The sequence below is a fragment of the Streptomyces sp. NPDC096324 genome, assembly GCF_044763015.1.
Taxonomy (GTDB): Bacteria; Actinomycetota; Actinomycetes; order Streptomycetales; family Streptomycetaceae; genus Streptomyces.
Genome location: NZ_JBIWFK010000003.1, coordinates 597,850 through 622,411 on the forward strand (window position 1 = coordinate 597,850; position 24,562 = coordinate 622,411).

Below are 24,562 nucleotides of genomic sequence, written 5' to 3' on the forward strand. Positions count from 1 at the left end.
GGCCCGCCGGGCAACACCTTCGGGTGGTTGTGCCCCCGATGGCCGCATGCGGTCTACCGCGCGTCGGCCCGCGGTGGCACGCTGCCGTCCATGGGGGCTTCGAGGTATTTCAGACACCGGACGAGGCGCGGGCGGGTCCTGACGGCCGTCGGGCTGGGAGCGGCCGGAGTGTTCGCCGTGACCGGGTGCGAGCCCGTGGACGGACTCAGCACCGCGACCGTGGCCTACACGACCGACCAGAAGGCCACCGGCGAGCTGAAGAACCGGCACGTGGACGTCAGGTGGCTCACCTGCACCGCGAGCCTGGGCAACGCCGGCAAGGCCTACACGCCGGGGAAGTCGCACTCGCCGAGCGAGAACACCGTGGCGACCGTCGACTGCCAGGGCCAGACCGGTGACGGCCGGGCCATCACCGTCAAGGGCAAGGTCACCCGCGCCGTCAACGGCGCCTGTGTACGCGGAGATCTGCGCGCCACCGTCGGCGGACAGCAGATCTTCCACGTCAAGGGCCTCGGCGACTGCGGTGCCGGACCCACCCCGCCGGTCACCTACCACCCCGGGCAGCCCAACCCCACCGTCACCGTCACCGTGACGAAGACGATGTGGTGCAAGGGCGACCCCACCTGCTGGCCCTCGCAGGGCAAGTGACCTGCCGGACCGTACGCCGATCAAGTGATTCGAACCTCTACCCGGGCCACACGCGGCTGCATAGGGTGACCGGGTGACCGATTCCGCAGCCTCCGCGTACATCCGGTTTCCACATCTGCACGGCGAGTTGGTCGTCTTCACAGCCGAGGACGACATCTGGGCCGCCCCGGTCGACGGCGGGGGCCGCGCCTGGCGGGTCAGCGCCGACAACGTCCCGGTCAGCCATCCACGCATCTCCCCGGACGGTAGGACCGTCGCCTGGACGTCGACGCGTGACGGAGCCCCCGAGGTCCACGCGGCCTCCCTGGACGGCGGTCCCGCGAAACGGCTGACCTACTGGGGCAGCGTGAAGACCCAGGTGCGCGGCTGGACCCCCGACGGACAGGTCCTCGCCCTCAGCACCCAGGGACAGGCCAGCCTGCGCCGCACCTGGGCCCGGTCCGTCCCGCTCGACGGCGGCCCCGCGACGACCCTCCCGTACGGGCCCGTCGGCGACGTCGCCCACGGCGAGAACGGTGTCGTCCTGCTGTCCGCCCCGATGGGCCGCGAGGCCGCATGGTGGAAGCGGTACCGGGGCGGCACGGCGGGCAAGCTGTGGATCGACCGGGACGGCGACGGAGAGTTCGTCCGGCTGCACGAGGACATCGACGGCAACATCGAATACCCCTTCTGGGCCGGCGAGCGGATCGCGTTCCTCTCCGACCACGAGGGCGTCGGCGCCCTGTACTCCTCCCTCGCCGACGGATCCGGCCTGAGCCGCCACACCCCCCTCGACTCCTTCTACGCCCGCCACGCCGCCACCGACGGCAGCCGTGTGGTGTACGCGTCCGGCGGCGAACTGTGGCTCCTGGACGGCCTCGACGGCGCCGAGCCGCGCCGCCTCGACCTCCGGCTCGGCGGCCAGCGCGTCGACCAGCAGCCGCACCCCGTGAGCGCCTCGCGCTGGTTCTCCGCCGCCGCGCCCGACCACACCGGACGCGGCAGCGCGGTCTCCGTGCGCGGCGCCGTCCACTGGGTCACCCACCGCTCGGGACCGGCCCGCGCGCTCGCCGCCGAACCCGGCGTCCGCGCCCGGCTGCCCCGCACCTTCCGCGCCGAGGGCGAGGAACACGTCGTGTGGGTGACCGACGCGGAGGGCGACGACGCCCTCGAATTCGCCCCCGCCACCGGAGTCGCCCCCGGCGCCACCCCGCGACGGCTCGCCGCCGGCGCGCTCGGCCGGGTCCTCGGCCTCGCCATGGCGCCCGACGGGAGCCGCGCCGCCGTCGCCTCGCACGACGGGCGCGTGCTGCTCGTCGAGCGCGAGAGCGGCGAGGTCCGCGAGGTCGACCGCAGCGAGGACGGCGACGTCACCGGACTCGTCTTCTCGCCCGACTCCGCCTGGCTCGCCTGGTCGCACCCCGGCCCCCGCCCGCTGCGCCAGCTCAAGCTCGCCAACACCACCGACCTGTCGGTGACCGAGGCGACCCCGCTGCGCTTCCGGGACTACGCGCCGGCGTTCACCCTCGACGGCAAGCACCTCGCCTTCCTGTCGGCCCGCGCCTTCGACCCCGTCTACGACGAGCACGTCTTCGACCTGGCCTTCGTCGGCGGCTCCCGGCCGTATCTGATCACCCTGGCCGCGACGACCCCGTCGCCCTTCGGACCCCAGCGGCACGGCAGGCCCTTCGAGGCGCCCGACAAGGACGAGACGCCCGACAGCGAGGGCACCCCCAGCACCCGCATCGACCTGGACGGACTCGCCGACCGGATCGTGCCCTTCCCCGTCGAGGCCGCCCGCTACTCCACGCTGCGCGCCGCCAAGGACGGACTGCTGTGGCTGCGCCACCCCGTGCGCGGCGTCCTCGGCGCCTCCCGCGCCACCCCGGACGACCCGGACCCCAAGACCGAACTGGAGCGGTACGACCTCGCCCAGCAGCGCATCGAGCATCTCGCCGCCGACGCCGACCACTTCACCGTCACCGGAGACGGCAAGCGGGTCCTGCTGTGGACCGACGGAAAGCTCAAGGTCGTCCCCAGCGACCGGCGTGCCTCGAACGACGACGAGAGCGACACGAACATCACCGTCGACCTGTCACGGGTGCGCCAGTACGTCGACCCGGCCGCCGAGTGGCGCCAGATGTACGACGAGACGGGCCGCCTCATGCGGGACAACTTCTGGCGCCCGGACCTCGGCGGTGTCGACTGGGACGGCGTCCTCGACCGGTACCGGCCGGTCCTGGAGCGGGTCGCCACCCACGACGACCTCGTCGACCTGCTGTGGGAGGTCCAGGGCGAACTCGGCACCTCCCACGCGTACGTCTCCCCACGCGGCGGATGGGGCGGCGGCGACCGGGCCCAAGGGCTCCTCGGCGCGGACATCTCCCGCCACGAGGACGGCAGTTGGCGCATCGACCGGATCCTCCCCTCGGAGACCTCCGACCCCGAGGCGCGTGCCCCGCTCGCCGCGCCCGGCGTCGCGGTGCGCGCCGGGGACGCGATCGTCGCGGTCGGCGGCCGGCCGGTGGACCCGGTGGCCGGGCCCGCGCCCCTGCTCGTCGGCACCGCGGGCAAGCCCGTCGAGCTGACGATCTCGCCCTCCGGCGGCGGCGATCCGCGGCACGCGGTCGTCGTACCGCTCGCCGACGAGGAGCCGCTGCGCTACCACGCGTGGGTGGCCGACCGGCGCGCCTACGTCCACGAGTGGTCCGGCGGGCGCCTCGGCTATCTGCACGTGCCGGACATGGTCGGCGCCGGGTGGGCGCAGCTCCACCGGGATCTGCGGGTCGAGGTGGCCCGTGAGGGTCTGGTCGTGGACGTCCGCGAGAACCGCGGCGGCCACACCTCCCAGCTCGTCGTGGAGAAGCTCGCCCGGCGGATCGTCGGCTGGGACCTGCCCCGCGGGCTGCGCCCCTACAGCTACCCGGAGGACGCGCCGCGCGGTCCCGTCGTCGCGGTCGCCAACGAGTTCTCCGGCTCCGACGGCGACATCGTCAACGCGGCGATCAAGGCGCTCGGCATCGGGCCCGTGGTCGGCACTCGCACCTGGGGCGGTGTCATCGGCATCGACAGCCGTTACCACCTCGTCGACGGCACCGGCGTCACCCAGCCCAAGTACGCCTTCTGGATGGAGGGGTACGAGTGGAACGTCGAGAACCACGGTGTCGATCCCGACGTCGAGGTCGTCCAGGCGCCGCAGGACCACGCGGCCGGCCGTGACACCCAGCTCGACGAGGCGGTCCGGATCGCGCTGGCCGCCCTGGAGGAGACCCCGGCGAAGACCGCGCCCACGCTGCCACCACTGTGACCGGTCGCCCGGCGGGCGGCGCGAGTCGCGTGCGAGCCGTCCGTCCCGCCGGGCCGCTAGCATGCCCAGGTAATGATCGGCTGGCGTGAGGAGGCACACGCATGGCGCAGGAGCCGAGGCGGGACACGGGCGGGGAACCGCGGGACGACTGCCTGTTCTGCAAGATCGTGGCGGGGCAGATCCCGGCGACGCTGGTGCGCGAGAGCGACACGACCGTGGCGTTCCGCGACATCAACCCGCAGGCACCGACCCACATCCTGGTCATCCCCAAGGCGCACTACCCCGACGCCGCGTCCCTGGCCGCCGCCGAGCCCGCGATCGCGGCGGACGTCCTGCGCGAGGCCGGCGAGGTCGCGGCCGAGGAGAAGCTGGAGAGCTACCGCGTCGTGTTCAACACGGGCAGCGGCGCCGGCCAGACCGTCTTCCACGCGCACGCCCACCTCCTGGGCGGCCGTGGCATGCAGTGGCCGCCGGGATAGCCGGCCTTGTCCGCACGCGAACTGGTGGTCCTCGGCACCGCCAGCCAGGTCCCGACCCGGCACCGCAACCACAACGGCTATCTGCTCCGCTGGGACGGCGAGGGTCTCCTCTTCGACCCCGGTGAGGGCACCCAGCGCCAGATGCTGCGTGCCGGGGTCGCCGCGCACGACCTGCACCGCATCTGCGTCACCCACTTCCACGGCGACCACGCGCTCGGCCTCGGCGGGGTGATCCAGCGCATCAACCTCGACCGCGTCCCGCACGAGGTGACCGCGCACTACCCGCTCTCCGGGCAGCACTTCTTCGAGCGGCTGCGGTACGCCACCGCCTACCGCGAGACGGTCCCGCTGACCGAGGCGCCGGTCGCGGACGACGGCGTCCTCGCGACGACCCCCGCGTACACCCTGGAGGCGCGCAGGCTCTCCCACCCCGTCGAGTCCTTCGGGTACCGGCTGGTCGAGCCGGACGGGCGGCGGATGCTGCCGGAGCGGCTCAGGGAGCACGGGATCAAGGGGCCCGACGTCGGGGTCCTGCAACGGGAGGGCACGCTGCGGGGCGTCACGCTGGACGACGTCAGCGAGGTCCGGCGGGGACAGAAGTTCGCGTTCGTCATGGACACCCGCCTGTGCGAGGGCGTGGACGCGCTCGCCGAGGGCTGCGACCTGCTGGTCATCGAGTCGACCTTCCTCGACGGGGACCACCAACTGGCCGCCGACCACGGGCATCTGACGGCGGGGCAGGCGGGCCGGGTGGCCAAGGAGGCCGGGGTGCGGCACCTCGTGCTCACCCACTTCAGCCAGCGCTACCCCGACCCCGGGGCGTTCGAGCACGAGGCCCGCGCGGCGGGGTTCGACGGGGAGCTGACGGTGGCGCACGACCTGGTGCGGGTGCCGGTCCCGAAGCGGCACTGAGGACCGGGGCGGCGCGGGGCCGGGACGTCCGGTGCGCGGCACGGCGGCGAGGGCCGGGTGCCGGTGCGAGGACGCGGAGACGCGGGCGGGGACGCCGGTGCGAGGACGCGGCGGGGCGGGGCCGGACCCCCGGTGCCGGGAAGGCGCTGCTTTCGGTACGTCGGGGGAGGAACCGTACGATGCTTCGATGTCCCTCCCCAAGGCTGAACTGCACCTGCACATCGAAGGCACCCTCGAACCCGAGCTTGCCTTCGCGCTCGCCGCGCGCAACGGCGTCACCCTGCCGTACGCGGACACCGAGGAGCTGCGCCAGGCGTATCTCTTCGACGACCTCCAGACCTTCCTGAACCTGTACTACGAGCTCATGGCCGTCCTGCGGACGGAGGCGGACTTCGCCGACCTGGCCGACGCCTATCTCGCGCGCGCCGCCGCCCAGGGCGTACGGCACGCGGAGATCTTCTTCGACCCGCAGGCGCACATCGCCCGGGGCGTGCCGATGGGGACGGTCGTCGAGGGGCTGTGGCGGGCGCTCGGGCGCAGCGAGGAGACCCACGGCATCTCCACCCAGCTCATCATGTGCTTCCTGCGCGACGAGTCGGCGGAGTCCGCCATGGACACCCTGGAGGCCGCGAAGCCCTACCTCGACCGGATCACCGGCGTCGGCCTCGACTCGGCCGAGGTCGGCCACCCGCCGGTCAAGTTCCGCGCGGTGTACGAGGCCGCCGCCGGGCTCGGGCTGCGGCGCGTCGCGCACGCCGGCGAGGAGGGGCCGCCCGCGTACATCACCGAGGCCCTCGACGTCCTCGGGGTCGAGCGAGTCGACCACGGGCTGCGCTGCATGGAGGACCCCGAGCTCGTCGCGCGACTGGTCCGCGAGCGGGTGCCGCTGACGCTGTGCCCGCTGTCGAACGTACGGCTGCGCGCCGTGGACGTCCTGGCGGAGCACCCGCTGCCCGCCATGATGGACGCCGGGCTGCTCTGCACGGTCAACTCCGACGACCCCGCCTACTTCGGCGGCTACGCCGGGGACAACTTCGGCGCCGTGCGCGAGGCCCTCGGACTCGGCGAGGAGCGGCTGCGGGAGCTGGCGCGCAACTCGTTCGAGGCGTCCTTCCTGGAGCACGACGAGGAGCGGCGGGCCCGGTACATCGCCGAGGTCGAGGCGTACGAGTTCCCGTAGACGAGTTTCCGTGGACGAGTTCCCGGGGCCCGTCGAGTGCCCGCCCACCTCCCCTCCTCGGGGCGGGCGGGCACCCGCGGGAGTCAGGCGCTCACGGGACCGGGTGCGGGCGCGGCGGCCGTGTGCAGGGGTCCCGCCGTGCCGTACGCGCCCCGCTGGGCGGGCACACCGTCCAGCGGGATCTCGACGACGGGGATCTCCATGGCGGGGAGCTCGGCCGGGGGGACCTGCACCACGGGGAGTTCCGGCACGGGGATGTCGACGACGGGGATCTCGACGATCTGGCCGGCGCGGCTCGGGCGCAGGGCCACGAGCGTCATGGGGACGGCGACGATCAGCAGACCGGCGGCCAGGACCGCCCCCATGGCCGGGTAGCCCGCCCGCTCGGACAGCAGGCTGCCGGTGAGCGGGCCGCACGCCGTGCCGAGCGAGGAGGCGGAACCGACGAGGACCGCCCACCGGCCGCGCGGGTCCATGGACGCGGCGAGGCCGATCACGTACGACAGCACGACCGGGTACAGCGTGTTCCAGGCGATCTCGCCCGTCGCGAAGGACGTCAGATCGGTGGCCGCCGCGCTCAGCGCGATGCAGCCGGCGATCAGCGCCGTCCCCAGGCCGATCGGCACCGCCCGGCCGAGCCGCGGGCCGAGGGTGCCCGCGCCGATCGTCCCGAGCAGCCCCGCGCCGAGCGCCACCGCGAAGACCGCGCCCACCTTCACCTCGGTGAGCCCCGCCTGCGTCAGGCCTATGCGGCCGCTCACGCCCCACAGGGAGTTCTGCGCGAGGGACCAGAAGAGCATCGTGGCGGCGAGCAGCAGTCCGGAACGGCGGTGCGGGAGCGGGCCGGTGGCGCGCCGGGCGCGGTCGGCCGGGGTGCGGGCGTGAAGGCGGCCCGTCAGGGACAGCGCGAGCAGCGCGGTGCAGGCGATCGCGGCGAGCGGGTAGCCGTGCCCCGGGCCGAGGTGGGGGATGGTCAGATAGAGGGTGCCCGCGAGGCCGGAGACGCCGAACAGGCCCAGGGTGGTGACCCGGTGGGGATCGGGCCGGCCGGCGATCCCGGTCGCGGCGACCGTGGTGGCCGCACCGGAGCCGAAGCCGCCGACGACCGCGCCGGCGACCACCAGGGGGACGGCCGTCGAGAGCGCGGCGGTGCCGTAGCCGGCGGCCGCGAGGAGCAGCCCGGCGCGGGCCAGCGCGCGCGGGCCGAAACGGTCGACGCGGGAGGCGAGCAGGAAGCCGGCCGAGGCCGAGCTCAGCAGCAGGACACTGCCGACGGCTCCGGCCTGGGTGGCCGTCAGCGGGAGCCCCGCGTCGAGGCGGCCGACGGTGGTGGGGAGGAGATACGCGGCGAGGTACCCGGCCGTGAAAAGGGCGACGAGGGGCCAGGGCGTGGCGGTGCGGGCGGACACGGGCGTTCCCAGGGCGTGCGAGAGCGGCTCAAGAAGAGAGGGGGGAGGGGCGGCTGTCGACGGACAGGAACGCGCGGGCAATTTGTATCAAGGTGGGGGGTCCGCGAAAAAGGCGTAACAGTGTGATCTGGGGCACTCTTTGTTTGCGGTGGCGCGCCCGGGGTACTTGCGCGCCCTTTCGGCCGCCGAGCGGAGGGCGAACCCGGCCGCCGGACCTGTCCCGCCGCCGCACGCGAGGACGGCCACCGGAGCGAACCACGCAGGTGAACGGGGTGGGAGCGGGCTCCGGGCACGGGCGGGAGCGGACTCCGGCCCTGGGCTGGAGCGGCACCCGGATGTCGGCCGGGCGGGCCCCGGTCGTGGGCTGGAGCGGGTGCCCGCCGTGGGCAGAGAGGTGCGGGTTCCCGGACGCGGGACGGGCCGACGACGGGCGGGTCCCTCATGGAGCCAAGCGGTTCCGGACAAGGGCCGGGCCATGGCCGGGCGGGGAGCTTGTCGGGTTGGCGGCGGGCCGGTCCCGTATGCGGGCCGGCTGCCTCCGACGCGGGACGGATGAGGGCCGGGCGGTTCCGGACAAGGGCCGGGCCATGGCCCCGGGCGGGGTGCTTCCCGGGTTGGCGGCGGGCGGTCCCGCATGCGGGTCGGCTGCCCCCGGACACAGGACGGGGCAGGGCCGGAGGTGTGTCCCGGACGTGGGAAGGCCCGCGACGTGCGGGTCCCGCATCGGGCCGGGTGGTTCTGGACGCGGGGTGGGTGGGGGTCGGGTGGGGTGGGCATCGCGCGGCTCGTGGACCGCTGGTGTCACGGCGGTGACCACGGGCCCGGGCGGGCGGTGTGGTGCACACTGGCCAGATCCGTACCACCCTCCAGGGAGCGCACCGTGATCAACGGCGAGGGGCCGTTCCGTCAGGCCCATGTCGACCCGCTCGCCGCGCTGCGCACGGCCGACGACCCGCCCTGGGACGTCTACCTGACGGGCACGGTCTTCCTGGACATCATCTTCACCGGGCTCGACTCCGCCCCCGTGCGGGGCACCGAGTCCTGGGCGCGGGGCATGGGATCGAGCCCCGGCGGCGTCGCGAACATGGCCACCGCCCTCGCCCGTCTCGGCCTGCGGACCTCCCTCGCCGCCGCCTTCGGCGACGACCACTACGGCGAGTACTGCTGGGACGCCCTGGAACAGGGCGAGCACATCGACCTCACGCCGTCGCGGACCGTGCCGGGCTGGCACTCGCCGGTCACCGTGTCGATGGCGTACGAGGGCGAGCGGACCATGGTCAGCCATGGGCACGAGGCACCCCTGGAGGAGCCCGCGCCGGACTTCCCGCCGCACGCGCGGGCCGCCGTCGCCTCGCTGACCCCCGGGGTCCGCGCGCCCTGGATCGAGCAGGCCGCGAGCCGGGGCACCCGGATCTTCGCGGACGTCGGCTGGGACGACACCGGCCGCTGGGACCTGGCGGGCCTCGCCGACCTGGCGCACTGCGAGGCGTTCCTGCCGAACGCCGAGGAGGCCATGCGCTACACCGGCGCCCACTCCCCCCGCGCGGCGGCGCACGCCCTGGCCGAGCACGTGCCGCTGGCGGTCGTCACCCTCGGCTCCGAGGGCGCCTACGCCGTGGACGGGCGCTCCGGCGAGAGCGCCGAGGTCCCGGCGATCGCCGTCGAGGCACTGGACCCCACCGGCGCCGGGGACGTCTTCGTCGCCGGTTTCGTCACCGGGACCCTCGCCGGCTGGCCGCTCGCCGACCGGCTCGCCTTCGCCGGGCTGACCGCCGCGCTCTCGGTCCAGGAGTTCGGCGGATCGCTGTCGGCACCCGGCTGGTCGGAGATCGCCGCCTGGTGGCGCCGGGTCCACTCGGTCGCCGACCAGGACCCGGCGGCCCTGAGCCGGTACGCCTTCCTGGAGGGCCTGCTCCCCGAGGTCACCCGCCCCTGGCCGCTGCGCCGTGCGGTACCGACGATCGGCTTCGGCCGCTCGGTCTGAGGGGCCGAGGGCCTGAGAGTCGGAGGGGCCGAGGGGCCTCCTCAGGTCACGACCTCGTCACCGCGGGAAAAGCCCTACGGGTCCGTGTACGCCGCGACGTACGCTGGGAACCGCAAGGCTGCCCGTGTGGCAAGCGTGCCGACCGAGGAGGATACGCAGGCCTACAGAGCCGGCCCATGACTCAGACACCCATAGCTCAGGGCCCCGCACAGGGGCAGGCGCGCGCGCACTTCACCGTCCCGGCCAAGCACCCCATGGTGACCGTTCTGGGTTCCGGAGACGCCCTGCTGCGCGTGATCGAGAAGGCCTTCCCGGCGGCCGACATCCACGTCCGGGGAAACGAGATCAGCGCGGTGGGCGACGCCGGTGAAGTCGCGCTCGTCCAGCGCCTGTTCGACGAGATGATGCTGGTGCTCCGCACGGGGCAGCCCATGACGGAGGACGCAGTGGAACGCTCGATCGCCATGCTCAGGGCGAGCGAGAACGGGGAGGGCGACGGCCAGGAGACTCCGGCCGAGGTGCTCACGCAGAACATCCTGTCCTCGCGAGGCCGCACCATCCGCCCCAAGACGCTCAACCAGAAGCGCTACGTCGACGCCATCGACAAGCACACGATCGTGTTCGGCATCGGCCCCGCCGGTACGGGCAAGACGTACCTCGCCATGGCGAAGGCCGTCCAGGCGCTCCAGTCCAAGCAGGTCAACCGGATCATCCTGACCCGTCCGGCGGTCGAGGCCGGCGAGCGTCTCGGCTTCCTGCCCGGCACGCTCTACGAGAAGATCGACCCCTACCTGCGCCCGCTGTACGACGCGCTGCACGACATGCTCGACCCGGACTCGATCCCGCGCCTGATGGCCGCGGGCACGATCGAGGTCGCGCCGCTCGCGTACATGCGTGGCCGCACCCTCAACGACGCCTTCATCATCCTGGACGAGGCCCAGAACACGAGCCCCGAACAGATGAAGATGTTCCTCACCCGCCTCGGCTTCGACTCGAAGATCGTGATCACGGGTGACGTGACGCAGGTCGACCTCCCGAGCGGTACGAAGTCGGGTCTGCGCCAGGTCCAGGACATCCTGGAGGGCCTCGACGACGTGCACTTCTCGCGGCTCACGTCCCAGGATGTCGTCCGGCACAAGCTGGTCGGCCGTATCGTCGACGCGTACGAGAAGTACGACAGCGAGAACGGCACCGAGAACGGCTCCCACAAGAGCCGGGGCCACAAGGGGAAGTAGACCAGCACCGCCATGTCGATCGACGTCAACAACGAGTCCGGAACCGAGGTCGACGAGCAGGCGATCCTCGACATCGCCCGCTACGCGCTCGCACGGATGCGCATCCACCCGCTCTCCGAGCTCTCGGTGATCGTCGTGGACACCGACGCCATGGAGCAGCTCCACATCCAGTGGATGGATCTGCCGGGACCGACGGACGTCATGTCCTTCCCGATGGACGAACTGCGCCCGCCGTCGAAGGACGACGACGAGCCGCCGCAGGGACTGCTCGGCGACATCGTGCTCTGCCCCGAGGTCGCCGAGCAGCAGGGCAAGGACGCCCCGACGCAGCACTCCATGGACGAGGAGCTCCAGCTCCTCACCGTCCACGGCGTGCTGCACCTCCTCGGCTACGACCACGAGGAAGCCGACGAGAAGGCCGAGATGTTCGGCCTGCAGGCTGCCATCGTGGACGGCTGGCGCGCGGAGAAGGGCATCACGGGACCGTCTCCGGCCCCGACCGTGTCATGAGTCCTCAGCTTGTCGTCGGTGCCATCGTCCTGGTCGTCGTTGCCTGGCTCGCCGCCTGCGCGGAGGCGGGCCTCGCGCGGGTCTCCAGCTTCCGCGCCGAGGAGGCGGTCCGCGGCGGCCGGCGCGGCAGCGCCAAGCTCGCGCAGGTCACCGCGGACCCGACGCGCTATCTGAACGTGGCGCTGCTGGTCCGCGTGGTCTGCGAGATGGCGGCCGCCGCGCTCGTCGTCTTCGCCTGCCTCAAGGAGTTCGACAAGACCTGGCAGGCGCTGGCCGTCGCCATCACCGTCATGGTCCTCGTGTCGTACGTCGCGGTCGGTGTCTCGCCGCGCACCATCGGCCGCCAGCACCCGCTGAACACCGCGACCGCGGCGGCGTACGTCCTGCTGCCGCTCGCCCGGATCATGGGGCCGATCCCGCCGCTGCTGATCCTGATCGGCAACGCGCTCACCCCCGGCAAGGGCTTCAGGCGCGGCCCGTTCGCCTCCGAGGCGGAACTGCGGGCGATGGTCGACCTCGCCGAGAAGGAGTCGCTCATCGAGGACGAGGAGCGCCGCATGGTGCACTCCGTCTTCGAGCTCGGCGACACCCTCGTGCGCGAGGTCATGGTGCCCCGCACCGACCTCGTCGTCATCGAGCGCTACAAGACCATCCGGCAGGCCCTCACCCTGGCGCTGCGCTCCGGTTTCTCCCGCATACCCGTCACGGGCGAGAACGAGGACGACATCGTCGGGATCGTCTATCTCAAGGACCTGGCCCGCAAGACGCACATCAGCCGGGACGCCGAGTCCGAGCTGGTGTCCACGGCCATGCGGCCCGCCACGTTCGTGCCCGACACCAAGAACGCCGGAGATCTGCTGCGCGAGATGCAGCAGGAGCGCAACCACGTCGCCGTCGTCATCGACGAGTACGGCGGCACCGCCGGCATCGTCACCATCGAGGACATCCTCGAGGAGATCGTCGGCGAGATCACCGACGAGTACGACCGCGAGCTGCCGCCCGTCCAGGAACTCGGCGACGACCGCTTCCGGGTGACGGCCCGCCTCGACATCGGCGACCTCGGTGAGCTGTACGGCTTCGAGGCCTACGACGACGAGGACGTGGAGACCGTCGGCGGGCTGCTCGCCAAGGCCCTGGGACGGGTACCCATCGCCGGTGCCTCGTCGGGGGTCGAACTGCCCGACGGGCGCGAGCTGCGGCTCACCGCCGAGGCCGCCGCCGGCCGCCGGAACAAGATCGTCACCGTGCTCGTCGAGCCCGTCGGCCCGGCCGGGCCCCCTCGGGAGGAGAAGCCGGAGTGACCCCGCAGGAGCTGCGCGCGTTCTGTCTGTCCTTCAACGCCACTGTCGAGGACTTCCCCTTCAACCCCGAGACCTCGGTGTTCAAGGTGCTGGGCAAGCTCTTCGCGCTGACGCACCTGGACGGACGCCCGCTCACGGTCAACCTGAAGTGCGACCCGGACGACGCGCTCCGGCTGCGCGAGCAGCACCCGGGACTGATCGTCCCCGGCTATCACATGAACAAGCGGCACTGGAACACGGTGACCGTCGACGGCGAGCTCCCGGACCGCCTGGTCCGGGAGCTCGTCGAGGATTCGTACGATCTCGTCGTGGCCGGTCTGCCGCGCGCCGAGCGCCTGCGCCTCGACCGCCCCTGACCGGGGCCGACCGCACCTGGCCCGGGACGGTCCGGCGCCGCGCCTCAGCGGGCGCGCGCCGCGCCCCGCCGCCCGAGTCCCACCGCGACCAGCGCCGCCGCTCCGAGCACGATCGCCGCGTCCAGCGCGAGGACCGTGTGCACTCCGCTCAGCAGGTCGCCGGAGGTGGTCGCGAGGACGCCGAGGAGCGGGATGCCGACGGTGATGCCCACCTGCTGGGTGGAGGTCACCAGACCCGTGGCCAGGCCCTGCTCCTCGTCGGGGACGCCCGAGGTGACGGTCAGGCCGTACGAGATGATCGCGCCCAGGTGGCACATGCTGGCCAGCGACACCCCGGCGCCGGCGATCCAGACCGACCAGGTGTGCGCGTTCAGCAGCAGCATCCCCGCCACGAACAGGCCCTGGCCGGCGAGCGAGGCGGCCAGCGTGCGCCGGGCGCCGAAGCGGCCGATGACCTTCGGCGCGTACATCCCGGCGACGGCCGACAGCAGACCCTGCGCGCCGAAGACCAGACCGGTCTCGAAGGCCGAGAGGCCGAGCGTCTCCTGGAGGTACAGGGTCAGCACGAAGACGACCGTCGACATCATCGAGAAGGTGACCAGGCCGCCCAGATTGCCCCACGCCACCGTGGGGCGGCGCAGCATCCGCAGGCTGACGAGCGGTGCGTCGGCGCGGGACTCGATCCGGACGAAGGCGACGAGCAGCAGCACACCCGCGACGAGTGTCGTGACGACGTCCGCCCCGCCGAAACCGCGGTCCGCCGCCGTCGACAGCGCGTAGATCAGGGCCAGCAGGCCGCCGGTGACGGTGACCGCGCCGGGGACGTCCAGGCGGGGGCGGTCGGTGGTGCCCGTGTGCCGCGGGCCGGACGCGGGCAGCAGACCGGTGGCGAGCGGCAGCACGACCAGCGCGAACAGCGACAGCAGCCCCATCGTCGAGCGCCAGCCCAGCACGTCGGTCAGGACACCGCCCGCCACCATGCCGACCGTGAAGCCGAGCGACAGGAGGGTGCCGGAGATGCCGAGCGCGCGGTCCCGGGCGGGGCCCTCGGGGAAGGTCGTGGTCAGCAGCGACATGCCGGTCGGCACGATCGCCGCCGCGGCGAGTCCTTGCAGGGCCCGTCCGGCCAGGAACGACGCCGGGTCCCAGGCGAGGGTCGCGAGGAGCGAGGCCGCCCCGAACACGGTCAGCCCGGCGAGGAAGAGCCGCCGGCGGCCGAACAGGTCACCGATCCGGCCGAAGAGGAGCAGGAAGCCGCCGGACGGCAGCGCGAAGGCGGTGACCGCCCACTGGAGCGCCGACGGGCTCATGCCGAGGTCCCGGCCGAGCACGGGCAGTGCCACGTTCAGGACCGAGAAGTCCAGCGCCACCATGAACTGGGCGGCGCACAGCACGAAGAGCACGAGCGCGTCGCGGCCCGACAGCCGGTCCGGGCGCGGTGGCCTCCCGTCCTTCGCGCGGGCGGGGGAAGCGGTGGAGGTGTCGGCCCGGGGGCCGTTCGTGGTGGACGGATCGATGCCCGGCGTGGCGGTGCCGGGGGTGCGGGTGGTGGACTCGGTGGTGGTCTCCGTGGTCATGGTCAGAGCTTGCGGCGGCCGGAATATCCGTGGGGAGCCGGAACTTATGCTGGTGGCCGCACCACCAGTCACCGAAGGGGGAGACACGTGACGGAGGACGCGCCGAAGACCCAACGACGCCCGGAACTGCGCGAGTTCCTCATGAGCCGCCGGGCGCGGGTGTCACCGGCCGAGGCCGGGCTCCCGGGCGGCGGAGCCCGCCGGCGCACACCGGGGCTGCGCCGCGAGGAGGTCGCCGTCCTCGCCGGTGTGGGCGCCTCCTGGTACCAGTGGCTGGAACAGGGGCGGGACATCTCCGTGTCGCCGCAGGTCCTGGACTCCGTCGCCCGCGTGCTGCGGCTCAGCAACACCGAGCGGCGCCATCTGTACACGCTGGCCGGGCTGAACCCGCCCGCGCCCGAAGTCGCCCCGGGCAACCGGGACATGTGCGACGGGCTGCGGCGGCTGATCGACACGTGGATGCCGTATCCGGCGCACATCATGGACCCCTACTACAACTGCGTGCTGTACAACGACGCCGCCGCGGTGGTCCTCGGCATGCGTCCGGAGAACACCCAGAACTGCGTCGTCGACTTCTTCACCGACCCGCTCTACCGCGGCCGTTCCCGCACCTGGGAGACCAACGCCCAGACCGTCGTGGCCCAGTTCCGCGCCTCGTGCGCCGCGGCCCCCGACGACGAGGGATTCCGTGAACTGCTGGCCGAACTGACCGCGGCCAGCCCCGAGTTCGCGGAACTGTGGGAGCGGCGGGACATCGAGGACGCCGGGCAGATCCGCAAGGAGCTCGACCATCCCCTCGTGGGACTGCTCGCCGTCGAGTCCACCGCGATGAAGGTGCCCGTCAGGCCCGACCTCACGATCGTGCTGCACACCCCGCTCCCGGAGGAGAACACGGCCGCGAAGCTGGAGTGGCTCGCCTCGCCCGAGGGCCGCCGCGGCTCGATGTACCCGGTGGCCGGGTGACCCGTCGGCGGAGGACGGCGCCGGCACTTCGTATGCTCTGGTCATGACCGACAGCAGCGCGCTCGACCCCGAGGACCGCAAGATCGTCACCCTGGCCCGTTCCGCGCGGGCCCGCAACGGTGTGCCCGAGGGCGCGGCCGTACGCGACGAGACGGGACGTACCTACGTCGCCGGGACCGTGGAGCTGGAGTCCCTGCGGCTGAGCGCCCTGCGGACGGCCGTGGCGATGGCCGTGGCGTCCGGGGCGAAGTCCCTGGAGGCGGCGGCCGTGGTGTCCGAGGCCGCCGCCGTCACCGACGCGGACCGCGCGGCCGTACGGGATCTCGGCGGGCCCGCCACACCGGTGCTGCTGGCCGGGCTCGACGGCGCCGTGCACACGACGGTCACCGCCGGCTGAACATGACATCGCCCCGGGGGGAACCGATCCCCCCGGGGCGATGTCGTACGTTTCCGGGCCGCCTCAGAAGCCGAGCTTGCGGAGCTGCCGGGGGTCGCGCTGCCAGTCCTTGGCGACCTTCACATGCAGGTCGAGGAAGACCGGCGTGCCCAGCAGGGCCTCGATCTGCTTGCGCGACTTGATGCCGACGTCCTTCAGGCGCTTGCCCTTGGGGCCGATGATGATGCCCTTCTGGCTGGGGCGCTCGATGTAGACGAAGGCGTGGATGTCGAGGAGCGGCTTGTCGGCCGGACGGTCCTCGCGCGGCAGCATCTCCTCGACCACGACGGCGATGGAGTGCGGAAGCTCGTCGCGGACGCCCTCCAGCGCGGCCTCGCGGATGAGCTCCGCGATCATGACCTGCTCCGGCTCGTCCGTCAGGTCGCCCTCGGGGTAGAGGGCGGGCCCCTCCGGCAGCAGCGGGACGATCAGGTCGGCCAGCAGACCCACCTGCTTGTCCCCGACCGCCGACACCGGGACGATCTCGGCCCACTCGAAGCCGAGCTCCCGGCCGAGCTGGTCGATGGCGATGAGCTGCTCGGCGAGCGTCTTGCTGTCGACGAGGTCGGTCTTCGTGATGATCGCGATCTTCGGCGTCTTCTTGATCGACGCCAGTTCCTTCGCGATGAACCGGTCGCCGGGACCGAGCTTCTCGTTCGCGGGCAGGCAGAAGCCGATCACGTCGACCTCGGCCCAGGTGGTGCGGACGATGTCGTTGAGCCGCTCACCCAGCAGCGTGCGCGGTTTGTGCAGGCCGGGGGTGTCGACCAGGATCAGCTGCGCGTCCGGCCGGTGCACGATGCCGCGCACCGTGTGACGCGTGGTCTGCGGCTGGTTCGCGGTGATCGCGACCTTCTGGCCGACCAGAGCGTTCGTGAGGGTGGACTTGCCCGCGTTGGGGCGGCCCACGAAACAGGCGAAGCCGGCGCGGTGGCTCTCCACCGGGTCGAGGGCGCCGGAGGTGCCCCTGTCCTTCGACGGCTCGGATGACTGGTTGCGAACGCTCATGGCGCCCATTGTCCCTGATCGTCGGGTGCCCGCCGTACCAAGCCGTCCGACGCCCGTGAAGCTGTCGTTCCGCTTCCCGCGCGCGGGGCGGTCCGGGGCCGGGCGCCGATCACCTCCACGGTGAGGATTCGGTAATCACGGCGCAATGAAACACCCCGGAAACGCGGGCGTGCGCAACCGGAAACGCGGGCCCACGACGCTCTGACGACGCCCCGCCCGTGCCCCCCACTCCGTTGGAGAGACCGTGACCCTGGCCGCTTCCCGGATCGACACCGGCGACACCGCCTGGCTGCTCGCCGCCACCGCGCTCGTGCTCCTGATGACCCCAGGGCTCGCCCTGTTCTACGGCGGCATGGTCCGCGCGAAGAGCGTGCTCAACATGCTGATGATGAGCTTCGTGTCGATCGCCCTGGTCACGGTGGTGTGGCTGACCGCCGGATACTCCCTGGCCTTCGGCGAGGACGCGTTCGGCGGGCTCGTCGGCGGTCTGGAGCACGCCGGGATGGCCGGGCTCGGGCCGGACAGCGTGCAGGGGTCCGTCCCCACCCTGCTCTTCGCCACCTTCCAGCTCACCTTCGCGATCATCACCGCCGCGCTCATCAGCGGGGCGGTCGCCGACCGGGCGAAGTTCGGGGCCTGGCTCGTGTTCGTGCCGGTCTGGGCGCTGCTCGTATACGTTCCCGTCGCGCACTGGGTGTGGGGCCCGGGCGGCTGGATCCGTGACGGCCTCGGCGCGCTCGACTTCGCGGGCGGTATGCCGGTCGAGATCACCTCGGGAGCCTCCGGCCTCGCTCTGTGCCTGGTGCTCGGACCGCGGCTCGGCTTCAAGAAGGACGCCATGCGCCCGCACAACCTCCCGATGGTCATGCTCGGCGCCGGTCTGCTGTGGTTCGGCTGGTTCGGCTTCAACGCCGGGTCCGCCCTCGGCGCCAACGGTCTGGCCGCGGCGGCCTTCCTCAACACCCTCGCCGCCGGCTGCACGGGCCTGCTCGGCTGGCTCCTCGTCGAGCAGCGCCGCGACGGCCACCCGACCACGCTGGGCGCGGCCTCGGGCGCGGTCGCCGGTCTGGTCGCCATCACCCCCTCGTGCGGAGTGGTGTCCCTGCTGGGCGCGCTCACGGTCGGGCTCGCCGCCGGTGCCGTCTGCTCGTACGCCGTGGGCTGGAAATTCAAGCTGAACTACGACGACTCGCTGGACGTCGTCGGCGTGCATCTGGTCGGCGGTGTCATCGGCACGCTGCTCATCGGCGTCTTCGCCGTCCACGGGATGACCGGCGGGGCCGAGGGGCTGCTGTACGGCGGGGGTCTCGGGCAGCTCGGCCGGCAGCTCGTCGGCGTGGTGGCCGTCGGGGCGTACGCGTTCGGCGCCACGTACGGCATCGGCCGCGTCATCGACCGGCTCATGGGGCTGCGGGCCGAGGAGGAGCACGAGCGGACCGGCCTGGACCTTACGGTGCACGCCGAGAGCGCCTACGATCACGGGGTCCTGGGCCACGGCGCCCCGGTGTCGTCGTCCCTTCCCGCCGCGCAGAAGGTCAAGCCCCAGGCATGAAGCTCATCACCGCGATCGTCAAGCCCTACCGACTCGACGAGGTCAAGTCCGCCCTGCAGGAGCTCGGTGTGCACGGGATGACCGTCACCGAGGCCAGCGGGTACGGGCGTCAGCGCGGGCACACCGAGGTGTACCGCGGCGCCGAGTACCAGGTCGACCTGGTACCCAAGGTCCGGATCGAGGTCGTCGTCGAGGACGCGGTGGCCGACGCGGTCATCGACGCGGTGGTGAGGGCCGCGCAGACCGGAAAGATCGGAGACGGAAAGGTGTGGTCCGTACCCGTGGAGACGGTCGTACGGGTACGGACGGGCGAACGCGGGCCCGACGCACTCTGAGCGTCACCGCGGCCGCGGCGAACGCGAAGGCCACCAGTACGGCCACGAGCCACGGCAGTGCGAGGAACGACACGCTCGCCGACTCCCGGGTGCCCGGCGCGCTGGCCGTCAACGTCACGTCGCCCCAGTCGAGTTGGGGCGCCCCGTGCCAGGGCGCGGTGAGCCGGACCCGCTGGCCGGGGAGCAGTTCCGAGGGGATGCCCGCGAGCTCGCGGGACAGCAGCGTCCGCCCGAAGAGGCCCTCGGCCCTCAGCCGCACCTTCGGGTTCAGCGTCACGTTGCCCGTGTTGTGGAGGGTGTACGAGACGGTGGCCGAGCCGGATCCGATGCCGGGGATCAGCGGCTGGTGGTGGGTGAGGCGCACCTTCTCCACGGCGAGGGCGGGGACGGTGGGCCCGCCGACGCGGAGGTAGACCCGGGCGGCGACGGCTCGTCGCACCCCGACCGAGAGGGCGCCCGAGCCCTTCTCGATGCGTTCGTCGAGCGCCACCAGCGCGCCCGGGTGGTCGCCGGGTTCGGCCCCCTCCGGGACGTGGAGCGTGAACGGCACGGTGACGTGGCCGTGCGCGGGCACGGTGACCCGGGATCGGGCGGGCTCGGCCCAGGCCCCCACCCCGCGCTGCTTCTCCGCCAGGGTGCGGACGGCGAAACCGCCGTCGCGGGCGGTGTTGTAGGCGTCGGCCGCGTAGAGCCGGAACGTCAGCGGGGAGCCGGTCTTGTTGGTGACGGTGATCTTGTCCCGGAGGGTCTGGCCGGGGTCGGCGGACAGATAGAAGTAGGGCCGCTCGGCGATGCGCGAGGAGACCGGGTAGACCGACCAGCTTCCGTTGTCGGCCGCGTACGAGGGCGTGGCCAGGATGGCCACGAGGGCGGGCAGGACCAGGAACACGCTCAGGAGGAGGGCGTACGGCTTGCGCATGGGTGCGGACCCCCGCGGACGGCATCGGCGGACTGGCGGCTCTCGTCGTGCGTGAACTCCCCTGTGTGGACGGGCGGGTGCGCGCCCGGCCACGGGGGTGCGGACGACCGGTCGAAGGTCGGACCGGTCAGCTCAGCGTCAGCGTGAGCACACCGGAGTAGGAGCCTGGCGGCGTGAACTCCGGCACGTTCAGCGACAGTCCGGCGTCGACGGTGAACTCACCACCGGTGAGGGTCCCGTTGGGGGTGGACGCCAGGGTCGCTCCCGAGGTGCCGACCGTGCCGGACGAACCGGCCTGGCAGGTGCTCGGGCTGCCGGCCTTGGTGGTGCAGGCCGGGGTCCAGCTCAGGGCACCGGCGCCGATCTTCGCGCCGGGTCCGGTGAAGTCGGTGACCTTGCCGGTCAGGGACCAGCCCGCGGGCCCGCCGCGGAAGTCCTTGACCGTCACCGTCTGGAGGGCGCCCGTGGAGGCACCGCCCGTGCCGTAGTCGACCGCCGACAGCGCGACGGCGTCCCCGGCCTGGGTCATCGACAGGGTTCCCGCCCTCACCGTGGTGGTGAGTTTCTGACTGCCGTCGGGGACGGGTGTGTTGTCGATGACGACATAGGCGGCGGGACCGGCTCCGGTGTCCGGGTCCCAGCTTCCTCCCTCGTACGCGACCACGCCGGTCGTCGTCTTGTCGTTGACGACGAGCGAGCCGCTGAAGGAGCCCTGGGCGTTCGCGGTCACGGTCGCCGTGTCGGCGGTCTGGGTCGCCCCGGACCGTCCGGCGAGGGTGACGCTGGCACCCGGGGTGAAGTCGCTGCCGGTGACGGTCACGCTGTCACCGGGGTTGCCGGAGGCCGAACCGAGCTGGATGGCCCGGGTGTTGGTCTGTCCTCCGCCGGTCGCGGTGACCGTCTCCGACACCGGGGCGGGCGGATTGGTGACCGTGCACGGGGTGTCCAGTTCCAGGATGTAACTGGTGTGGATGTTGTAGTCGCCGGGCGAGAGGGTGATCGCGCCGGGAGCGGTGACCGTGAACGTGCCGGTCATGGAGAACGACGGGAAGGCGCCTCGCCCCGGCACCGGGTCGTTCTTCTTGGGCCCCGCGACCGTGACGCTGGCCGTCTGCGCACCGCCGACGGTGACCTTGCCGGTCGGCGTCATGATGTCGGCCGGCAGGGCGAGGTCGGTGGGGTTGCTCGCGGCGGGTGTGACCACCGTGTAGGTCACGGTGACCGTGTCGCCGACCTTGGGGCTGGCGTTGTCCACCGTGATCTTGGCGGTGGTGGTGCCGTCGATCGGGGGGAGGCCCGCGATCGCCGGCGGAATACAGTGCGTGGCGAAGTCCACGTTCACGGCAGCGGCGCCGGCCGGGGCGGCCAGCGCACCTCCCGCGGTGAGCGCGAGTACGGTCGCCCCGAGCAGTGCCGCGAGGCGGCGTCTTCGGGTTGTCGGACCCGTGGTTGACATGGCTGTTGCCCCCTCCTGAGGGATGCGGGCGCAGCGGCTCGTCTGCGCCGACAGGGGGACATTGATGTGCCGGTCGTGTGAGAAGTCAATGGAGACCCGGCGCAGCGACTGATGGACCATCAGTTTCTGTCATGGTCACCAACCAGGTTCCCGCGGAGCGGAGTTGCTGCTCGGCGCGGAGATTGCGGGGCCGCGGGGAGCCGGGCCGGTGTCGCTGCGCGCGGGCGGCACCGGCCCTCTTCGCGTCGTGGAGCGGTGGATCCGCGGCTCAGTGGATCGGTGGATCAGTGGATCGGCGGATCCTTGGATCGGCGGATCAGTCGAACACGAACGGGCCCGGGGACTGCGGTGCGTCCGCCGTACAGGTGATGGTGATGCCGAAGATCGTCATCTTCAGCGAGCCGCCGTAGAGCTCCAGGCTGTCGCCGGAGGCGACGGTGCCGTCGAGGGGGCCCACCGAGACTCCGCTGCCGATCGCCATCGCGGGGTTCTTCTTGCCGCTGAAGGCGGTGGTCCCGCCGCTCGCGTTCACCAGGGAGAGCGTCGAGGTGACCGAGTTCGCGGCGATCGGGATCGGGGCGGTGATGGCGGTCGAGCTGAGGGTGATGGTCGCGGCCGTGCCGTCCTGGGTGGCCGTGAGGGTGGCCGCGCCGCCGCCACCGATGGTGCAGGTCGCGTTGACGGTGGCCGTCTGGGGAGTGACGGCCGCGGCGGCCGGCGCGAAGGCCAGACCGGTCGCGGCGAGGGTGCCGGCGGCTAACGCCGAGACCGTTGCGAGTCGCTTGCCTCTCATCGAAATCCCTTCCCTTGTGGGGGAATTGCCATGTGGGGATGGTCGGGACGGAGCCGTCCGCCCTGGTCCGGGCACACGGGCTCCTCACCTCTGTGCCCGGTGAGGGTGCGGGGAGACGTGTACGCGGACCGTCCGCGTGTGGGGGTGCGGGACGCCGTGCGGAGGCGTGTCCGACGGTCCGTCGGAATGTGCGGTTCCCATTGAGGCGCGGGTGCCTCGCGATTGCAAGGGAAGGGAGCCCTTTCCTTCAACGGTCGATAAAAGTGGCCGAAGTTGGACCCGGGCGGGCGGTCCGCCGATGACCCGGCTCCCCGGACCGGGAGGTCACCGCCGGCCGGCGGTGGGAGCGAGATCCTGCAGGCCCACCACACGCAGCAGCCGCAGCCGCTCGTGGGACTCGGTGCCCGGGCGTGCCGTGTGGACGACGAGGAGCTGGTTGTCGCCGGAACTGAGCAGGATCTCGCAGTCGAGTTCCAGCAGGCCGACCGTGGGGTTCAGGAAACGCTTCGTCGCGGAGCGCCGTACGGCGACCTCGTGGGACTCCCAGAGCTCCGCGAACTCCTCGCTCCTGGCGCGGAGTTCGGCCACCAGGGCGGCCGGGGCCGGGTCGGTGGGGCGGGCCGCGGTGACCGCGCGCAGGTTGGCGACATGGGAGCGGGCGTGCTCGGCGCGGTCCTCGGGCGGGAAGAGCGACCGGGCGGCCGGGTCGGTGAAGAACCGGCGCACGAGATTGCGCCCGGGTTCCGCCTGGCCCGTCAGCGCCGCCGCCATCGCGTTCTGCGCGAGCAGCTCGCCGTAGTCGGTCACGACCTGGGCGGGCGCGTCGTGCAGCCGGTCGAGGATCAGCAGGAGTCCCGGGCGCACGTGCGAGGAGGCGCCCGCGGCACGGGGCGGTTCCTCGCCGGCCAGATGGAACAGATGGTCCCGCTCGTCGCCGGTGAGCCGCAGCGCCCGTGCCAGCGCGCCCAGCATCTGACGGGAGGGGCGCGGCCCGCGGGCCTGTTCGAGCCGGGTGTAGTAGTCCACGGACATGCCCGCGAGCGCCGCCACCTCCTCGCGGCGCAGGCCGGGGGTGCGACGCCGGGAGCCGGCCGGGAGCCCCACGTCGGAGGGCTCCAGACGGGCCCGGCCGCGGCGCAGGAAGTCGGCTGTCTCGGATCGGTCCACCTCTCCAGGGTGACGCAGGCCCCCGGTCTTATCCAGGGATCGCCGGTCCCCGGATCAGGAGGTCTCTCCCGCCCCGCCCGGCACGGGGGGACGGTGGAGGCCGACGAGAGGAACACATCATGCTGACACTGGTGACCGGAACCACCGGCGAGGTCGGACGCCGTTTCGTCCCCCGCCTGCTGCGAGCGGCGCCCGCCGGCGACCGGGTGAGGATCCTGGTCCGCGACGAGTCCCGGGCGACGGCCCTCGCCGGGCTCACCGGCCCGACCGGCCTCGGGCCGGAGATCGCCGTCGGGGACCTGCGCGACCCGGAGACGCTGGGCAAGGCCCTGGTGGGAGTGGAGGCGGTGGTGAACATCGCGGCCGCCTTCCGCGGCGTTCCGGACGACGAGGCCTGGGCGGTCAACCGCGACGCCGCGCTGGAACTGGGCCGGGCCGCCGTCTCCGCGGGGGTGCGCAGGTTCGTGCAGGTCAGCACCAACCTGGTGTACGGGACCGGCCGGGGCCGGCCGCTCACCGAGGACGACCCGAGCGTGCCGGGCGGTGAGATGTGGGGCGCCTACCCGGCCTCCAAGGCGGAGGCGGAGCGGGGTCTGCTCGCCCTGGAGGGCGGCATGGAGGTCCGGATCGGCCGCCTCCCCTTCGTGTACGGGGAGGGCGACCCGCATCTCGCCGCCTCGCTGAGGTGGGCCGGGCGGTGGGCCGCCACCCAGCGGCTTCAGATGGTCCACCACGCCGACGTCGCCCAGGGCCTGCTCCGGCTGCTCCAGGCCCCTGGCGTGGGCGGCACCCCGGTCTACAACATCGCCGACGACGCCCCCGTCACCACCGTCGACCTGCACCGGATCAACGGCGTCGAGGTGCCGCCCGCCCTGTACGAGCGCACCGACCCGGACCCCTGGAACGGCATCGTGTCCACCGACCGCATCCGCCACGACCTGGGCTTCCGCCCGGTGTACCCGTCCCTGTGGACGGCCCGCGACGCCGGCGCCCTGTGACCCGCCCGGCGGACCCCTCCCGGCGCCCGCCCCGGTGAGCGCCGCCGGTTCGGTCCGC

Annotated in this window: 21 protein-coding genes and 1 pseudogene; 15 read left to right on the forward strand and 7 right to left on the reverse strand. The window is 72.7% G+C overall.

Going from position 1 to position 24,562, the window contains the following annotated elements:
- Positions 1-90 precede the first annotated feature (90 nt).
- The 5 genes from ACIQ7M_RS09965 (at position 91) to ACIQ7M_RS09985 (ending at position 6,505) form a co-directional block, all read left to right on the forward strand.
- The gene (locus ACIQ7M_RS09965) at positions 91-648 is read left to right on the forward strand and encodes a hypothetical protein (RefSeq protein ID WP_386977455.1); all 558 of its coding nucleotides are present in this window, start codon (positions 91-93) and stop codon (positions 646-648) included.
- Positions 649-721: 73 nt separating this feature from the next.
- Positions 722-3,934 carry a S41 family peptidase gene (locus ACIQ7M_RS09970; protein WP_403641893.1) on the forward strand — a complete coding sequence of 1,071 codons (3,213 nt, stop codon included), beginning with the start codon at positions 722-724 and terminating at the stop codon, positions 3,932-3,934.
- Between the two features lie 101 nt (positions 3,935-4,035).
- Entirely contained in the window at positions 4,036-4,413 is a 378-nt protein-coding gene (locus ACIQ7M_RS09975) for a histidine triad nucleotide-binding protein (RefSeq protein WP_403641896.1), read from the forward strand.
- Between the two features lie 6 nt (positions 4,414-4,419).
- Positions 4,420-5,325 carry a ribonuclease Z gene (locus ACIQ7M_RS09980; RefSeq protein ID WP_355764551.1) on the forward strand — a complete coding sequence of 302 codons (906 nt, stop codon included), beginning with the start codon at positions 4,420-4,422 and terminating at the stop codon, positions 5,323-5,325.
- A 187-nt stretch (positions 5,326-5,512) separates the two neighbouring features.
- Complete coding sequence (locus ACIQ7M_RS09985) at positions 5,513-6,505, forward strand: adenosine deaminase (protein ID WP_403641899.1); 993 nt, start codon at positions 5,513-5,515, stop codon at positions 6,503-6,505.
- A gap of 83 nt (positions 6,506-6,588) precedes the next feature.
- Here ACIQ7M_RS09985 and ACIQ7M_RS09990 read toward each other — a convergent pair whose 3' ends face one another.
- Complete coding sequence (locus ACIQ7M_RS09990; protein WP_403641902.1) at positions 6,589-7,914, reverse strand: MFS transporter; 1,326 nt, start codon at positions 7,912-7,914, stop codon at positions 6,589-6,591.
- A gap of 880 nt (positions 7,915-8,794) precedes the next feature.
- Here ACIQ7M_RS09990 and ACIQ7M_RS09995 point away from each other — a divergent pair.
- The 5 genes from ACIQ7M_RS09995 to ACIQ7M_RS10015 all read left to right on the forward strand — a co-directional run bounded on the left by ACIQ7M_RS09995 (position 8,795) and on the right by ACIQ7M_RS10015 (position 13,300).
- On the forward strand, positions 8,795-9,898 hold the full coding sequence (locus tag ACIQ7M_RS09995) for a carbohydrate kinase family protein (protein ID WP_386977467.1): 1,104 nt from the start codon (positions 8,795-8,797) through the stop codon (positions 9,896-9,898).
- Positions 9,899-10,074: 176 nt separating this feature from the next.
- Entirely contained in the window at positions 10,075-11,133 is a 1,059-nt protein-coding gene (locus tag ACIQ7M_RS10000; protein ID WP_355764486.1) for a PhoH family protein, read from the forward strand.
- Positions 11,134-11,145: 12 nt separating this feature from the next.
- Positions 11,146-11,643 carry an rRNA maturation RNase YbeY gene (gene ybeY / locus ACIQ7M_RS10005; RefSeq protein ID WP_326787904.1) on the forward strand — a complete coding sequence of 166 codons (498 nt, stop codon included), beginning with the start codon at positions 11,146-11,148 and terminating at the stop codon, positions 11,641-11,643.
- Positions 11,640-12,944, forward strand: coding sequence for a hemolysin family protein (locus ACIQ7M_RS10010; protein WP_355764433.1), 1,305 nt, complete (start codon positions 11,640-11,642; stop codon positions 12,942-12,944). The genes ybeY and ACIQ7M_RS10010 overlap by 4 nt, the downstream gene beginning before the upstream one ends.
- Complete coding sequence (locus ACIQ7M_RS10015) at positions 12,941-13,300, forward strand: MmcQ/YjbR family DNA-binding protein (RefSeq protein WP_355764430.1); 360 nt, start codon at positions 12,941-12,943, stop codon at positions 13,298-13,300. The genes ACIQ7M_RS10010 and ACIQ7M_RS10015 overlap by 4 nt, the downstream gene beginning before the upstream one ends.
- Before the next feature lie 44 nt (positions 13,301-13,344).
- Here the strand turns inward: ACIQ7M_RS10015 and ACIQ7M_RS10020 are convergent, their stop codons facing one another.
- Entirely contained in the window at positions 13,345-14,877 is a 1,533-nt protein-coding gene (locus tag ACIQ7M_RS10020; RefSeq protein WP_403641909.1) for an MFS transporter, read from the reverse strand.
- 141 nt (positions 14,878-15,018) lie between these two features.
- Here ACIQ7M_RS10020 and ACIQ7M_RS10025 point away from each other — a divergent pair, with 141 nt between their 5' ends.
- Together ACIQ7M_RS10025 and ACIQ7M_RS10030 are read left to right on the forward strand one after the other, a co-directional pair.
- A complete protein-coding gene (locus ACIQ7M_RS10025) occupies positions 15,019-15,840 on the forward strand; it encodes a helix-turn-helix transcriptional regulator (protein WP_386977616.1) in 822 nt (273 codons plus the stop codon).
- A gap of 43 nt (positions 15,841-15,883) precedes the next feature.
- Positions 15,884-16,237 (forward strand): cytidine deaminase, encoded by a 354-nt coding sequence (locus tag ACIQ7M_RS10030; RefSeq protein ID WP_355764421.1) that lies wholly within the window; start codon positions 15,884-15,886, stop codon positions 16,235-16,237.
- Between the two features lie 63 nt (positions 16,238-16,300).
- On the opposite strand, the gene era is transcribed toward ACIQ7M_RS10030, so the two are convergent.
- Complete coding sequence (gene era, locus ACIQ7M_RS10035; protein WP_403641913.1) at positions 16,301-17,293, reverse strand: GTPase Era; 993 nt, start codon at positions 17,291-17,293, stop codon at positions 16,301-16,303.
- A gap of 235 nt (positions 17,294-17,528) precedes the next feature.
- Here era and ACIQ7M_RS10040 point away from each other — a divergent pair, with 235 nt between their 5' ends.
- Both ACIQ7M_RS10040 and ACIQ7M_RS10045 read left to right on the forward strand, forming a co-directional pair.
- Positions 17,529-18,836, forward strand: a complete 1,308-nt coding sequence (locus ACIQ7M_RS10040; RefSeq protein WP_403641916.1) for an ammonium transporter — start codon at positions 17,529-17,531, stop codon at positions 18,834-18,836.
- Positions 18,833-19,171 carry a P-II family nitrogen regulator gene (locus ACIQ7M_RS10045; protein ID WP_355764412.1) on the forward strand — a complete coding sequence of 113 codons (339 nt, stop codon included), beginning with the start codon at positions 18,833-18,835 and terminating at the stop codon, positions 19,169-19,171. The genes ACIQ7M_RS10040 and ACIQ7M_RS10045 overlap by 4 nt, the downstream gene beginning before the upstream one ends.
- On the opposite strand, the pseudogene ACIQ7M_RS10050 reads toward ACIQ7M_RS10045, so the two are convergent.
- The 4 genes and pseudogenes from ACIQ7M_RS10050 to ACIQ7M_RS10065 form a co-directional block, all read right to left on the reverse strand.
- Positions 19,068-20,090: pseudogene (locus ACIQ7M_RS10050) on the reverse strand (WxL protein peptidoglycan domain-containing protein); the annotation flags it as partial. The gene ACIQ7M_RS10045 and the pseudogene ACIQ7M_RS10050 sit on opposite strands and share 104 nt — an antisense overlap.
- Before the next feature lie 127 nt (positions 20,091-20,217).
- Positions 20,218-21,546 (reverse strand): beta-xylosidase, encoded by a 1,329-nt coding sequence (locus ACIQ7M_RS10055; RefSeq protein ID WP_386977479.1) that lies wholly within the window; start codon positions 21,544-21,546, stop codon positions 20,218-20,220.
- A gap of 316 nt (positions 21,547-21,862) precedes the next feature.
- On the reverse strand, positions 21,863-22,339 hold the full coding sequence (locus ACIQ7M_RS10060; RefSeq protein ID WP_355764407.1) for a hypothetical protein: 477 nt from the start codon (positions 22,337-22,339) through the stop codon (positions 21,863-21,865).
- A 324-nt stretch (positions 22,340-22,663) separates the two neighbouring features.
- The gene (locus tag ACIQ7M_RS10065) at positions 22,664-23,506 is read right to left on the reverse strand and encodes a helix-turn-helix transcriptional regulator (RefSeq protein ID WP_403641920.1); all 843 of its coding nucleotides are present in this window, start codon (positions 23,504-23,506) and stop codon (positions 22,664-22,666) included.
- A 119-nt stretch (positions 23,507-23,625) separates the two neighbouring features.
- Here ACIQ7M_RS10065 and ACIQ7M_RS10070 point away from each other — a divergent pair, with 119 nt between their 5' ends.
- On the forward strand, positions 23,626-24,504 hold the full coding sequence (locus tag ACIQ7M_RS10070) for an NAD-dependent epimerase/dehydratase family protein (protein ID WP_403641923.1): 879 nt from the start codon (positions 23,626-23,628) through the stop codon (positions 24,502-24,504).
- Positions 24,505-24,562 lie beyond the last annotated feature (58 nt).

Coding starts and splice junctions, on each gene's coding strand:
- ACIQ7M_RS09965 (WP_386977455.1), top strand. CDS start 91: ATGGGGGCTTCGAGGTATTTCAGACACCGGACGAGGCGCGGGCGGGTC.
- ACIQ7M_RS09975 (WP_403641896.1), top strand. CDS start 4,036: ATGGCGCAGGAGCCGAGGCGGGACACGGGCGGGGAACCGCGGGACGAC.
- ACIQ7M_RS09985 (WP_403641899.1), top strand. CDS start 5,513: ATGTCCCTCCCCAAGGCTGAACTGCACCTGCACATCGAAGGCACCCTC.
- ACIQ7M_RS10000 (WP_355764486.1), top strand. CDS start 10,075: ATGACTCAGACACCCATAGCTCAGGGCCCCGCACAGGGGCAGGCGCGC.
- ybeY (WP_326787904.1), top strand. CDS start 11,146: ATGTCGATCGACGTCAACAACGAGTCCGGAACCGAGGTCGACGAGCAG.
- ACIQ7M_RS10010 (WP_355764433.1), top strand. CDS start 11,640: ATGAGTCCTCAGCTTGTCGTCGGTGCCATCGTCCTGGTCGTCGTTGCC.
- ACIQ7M_RS10020 (WP_403641909.1), bottom strand. CDS start 14,877: ATGACCACGGAGACCACCACCGAGTCCACCACCCGCACCCCCGGCACC.
- ACIQ7M_RS10025 (WP_386977616.1), top strand. CDS start 15,019: ATGAGCCGCCGGGCGCGGGTGTCACCGGCCGAGGCCGGGCTCCCGGGC.
- ACIQ7M_RS10030 (WP_355764421.1), top strand. CDS start 15,884: ATGACCGACAGCAGCGCGCTCGACCCCGAGGACCGCAAGATCGTCACC.
- era (WP_403641913.1), bottom strand. CDS start 17,293: ATGGGCGCCATGAGCGTTCGCAACCAGTCATCCGAGCCGTCGAAGGAC.
- ACIQ7M_RS10045 (WP_355764412.1), top strand. CDS start 18,833: ATGAAGCTCATCACCGCGATCGTCAAGCCCTACCGACTCGACGAGGTC.
- ACIQ7M_RS10055 (WP_386977479.1), bottom strand. CDS start 21,546: ATGTCAACCACGGGTCCGACAACCCGAAGACGCCGCCTCGCGGCACTG.
- ACIQ7M_RS10060 (WP_355764407.1), bottom strand. CDS start 22,339: ATGAGAGGCAAGCGACTCGCAACGGTCTCGGCGTTAGCCGCCGGCACC.
- ACIQ7M_RS10070 (WP_403641923.1), top strand. CDS start 23,626: ATGCTGACACTGGTGACCGGAACCACCGGCGAGGTCGGACGCCGTTTC.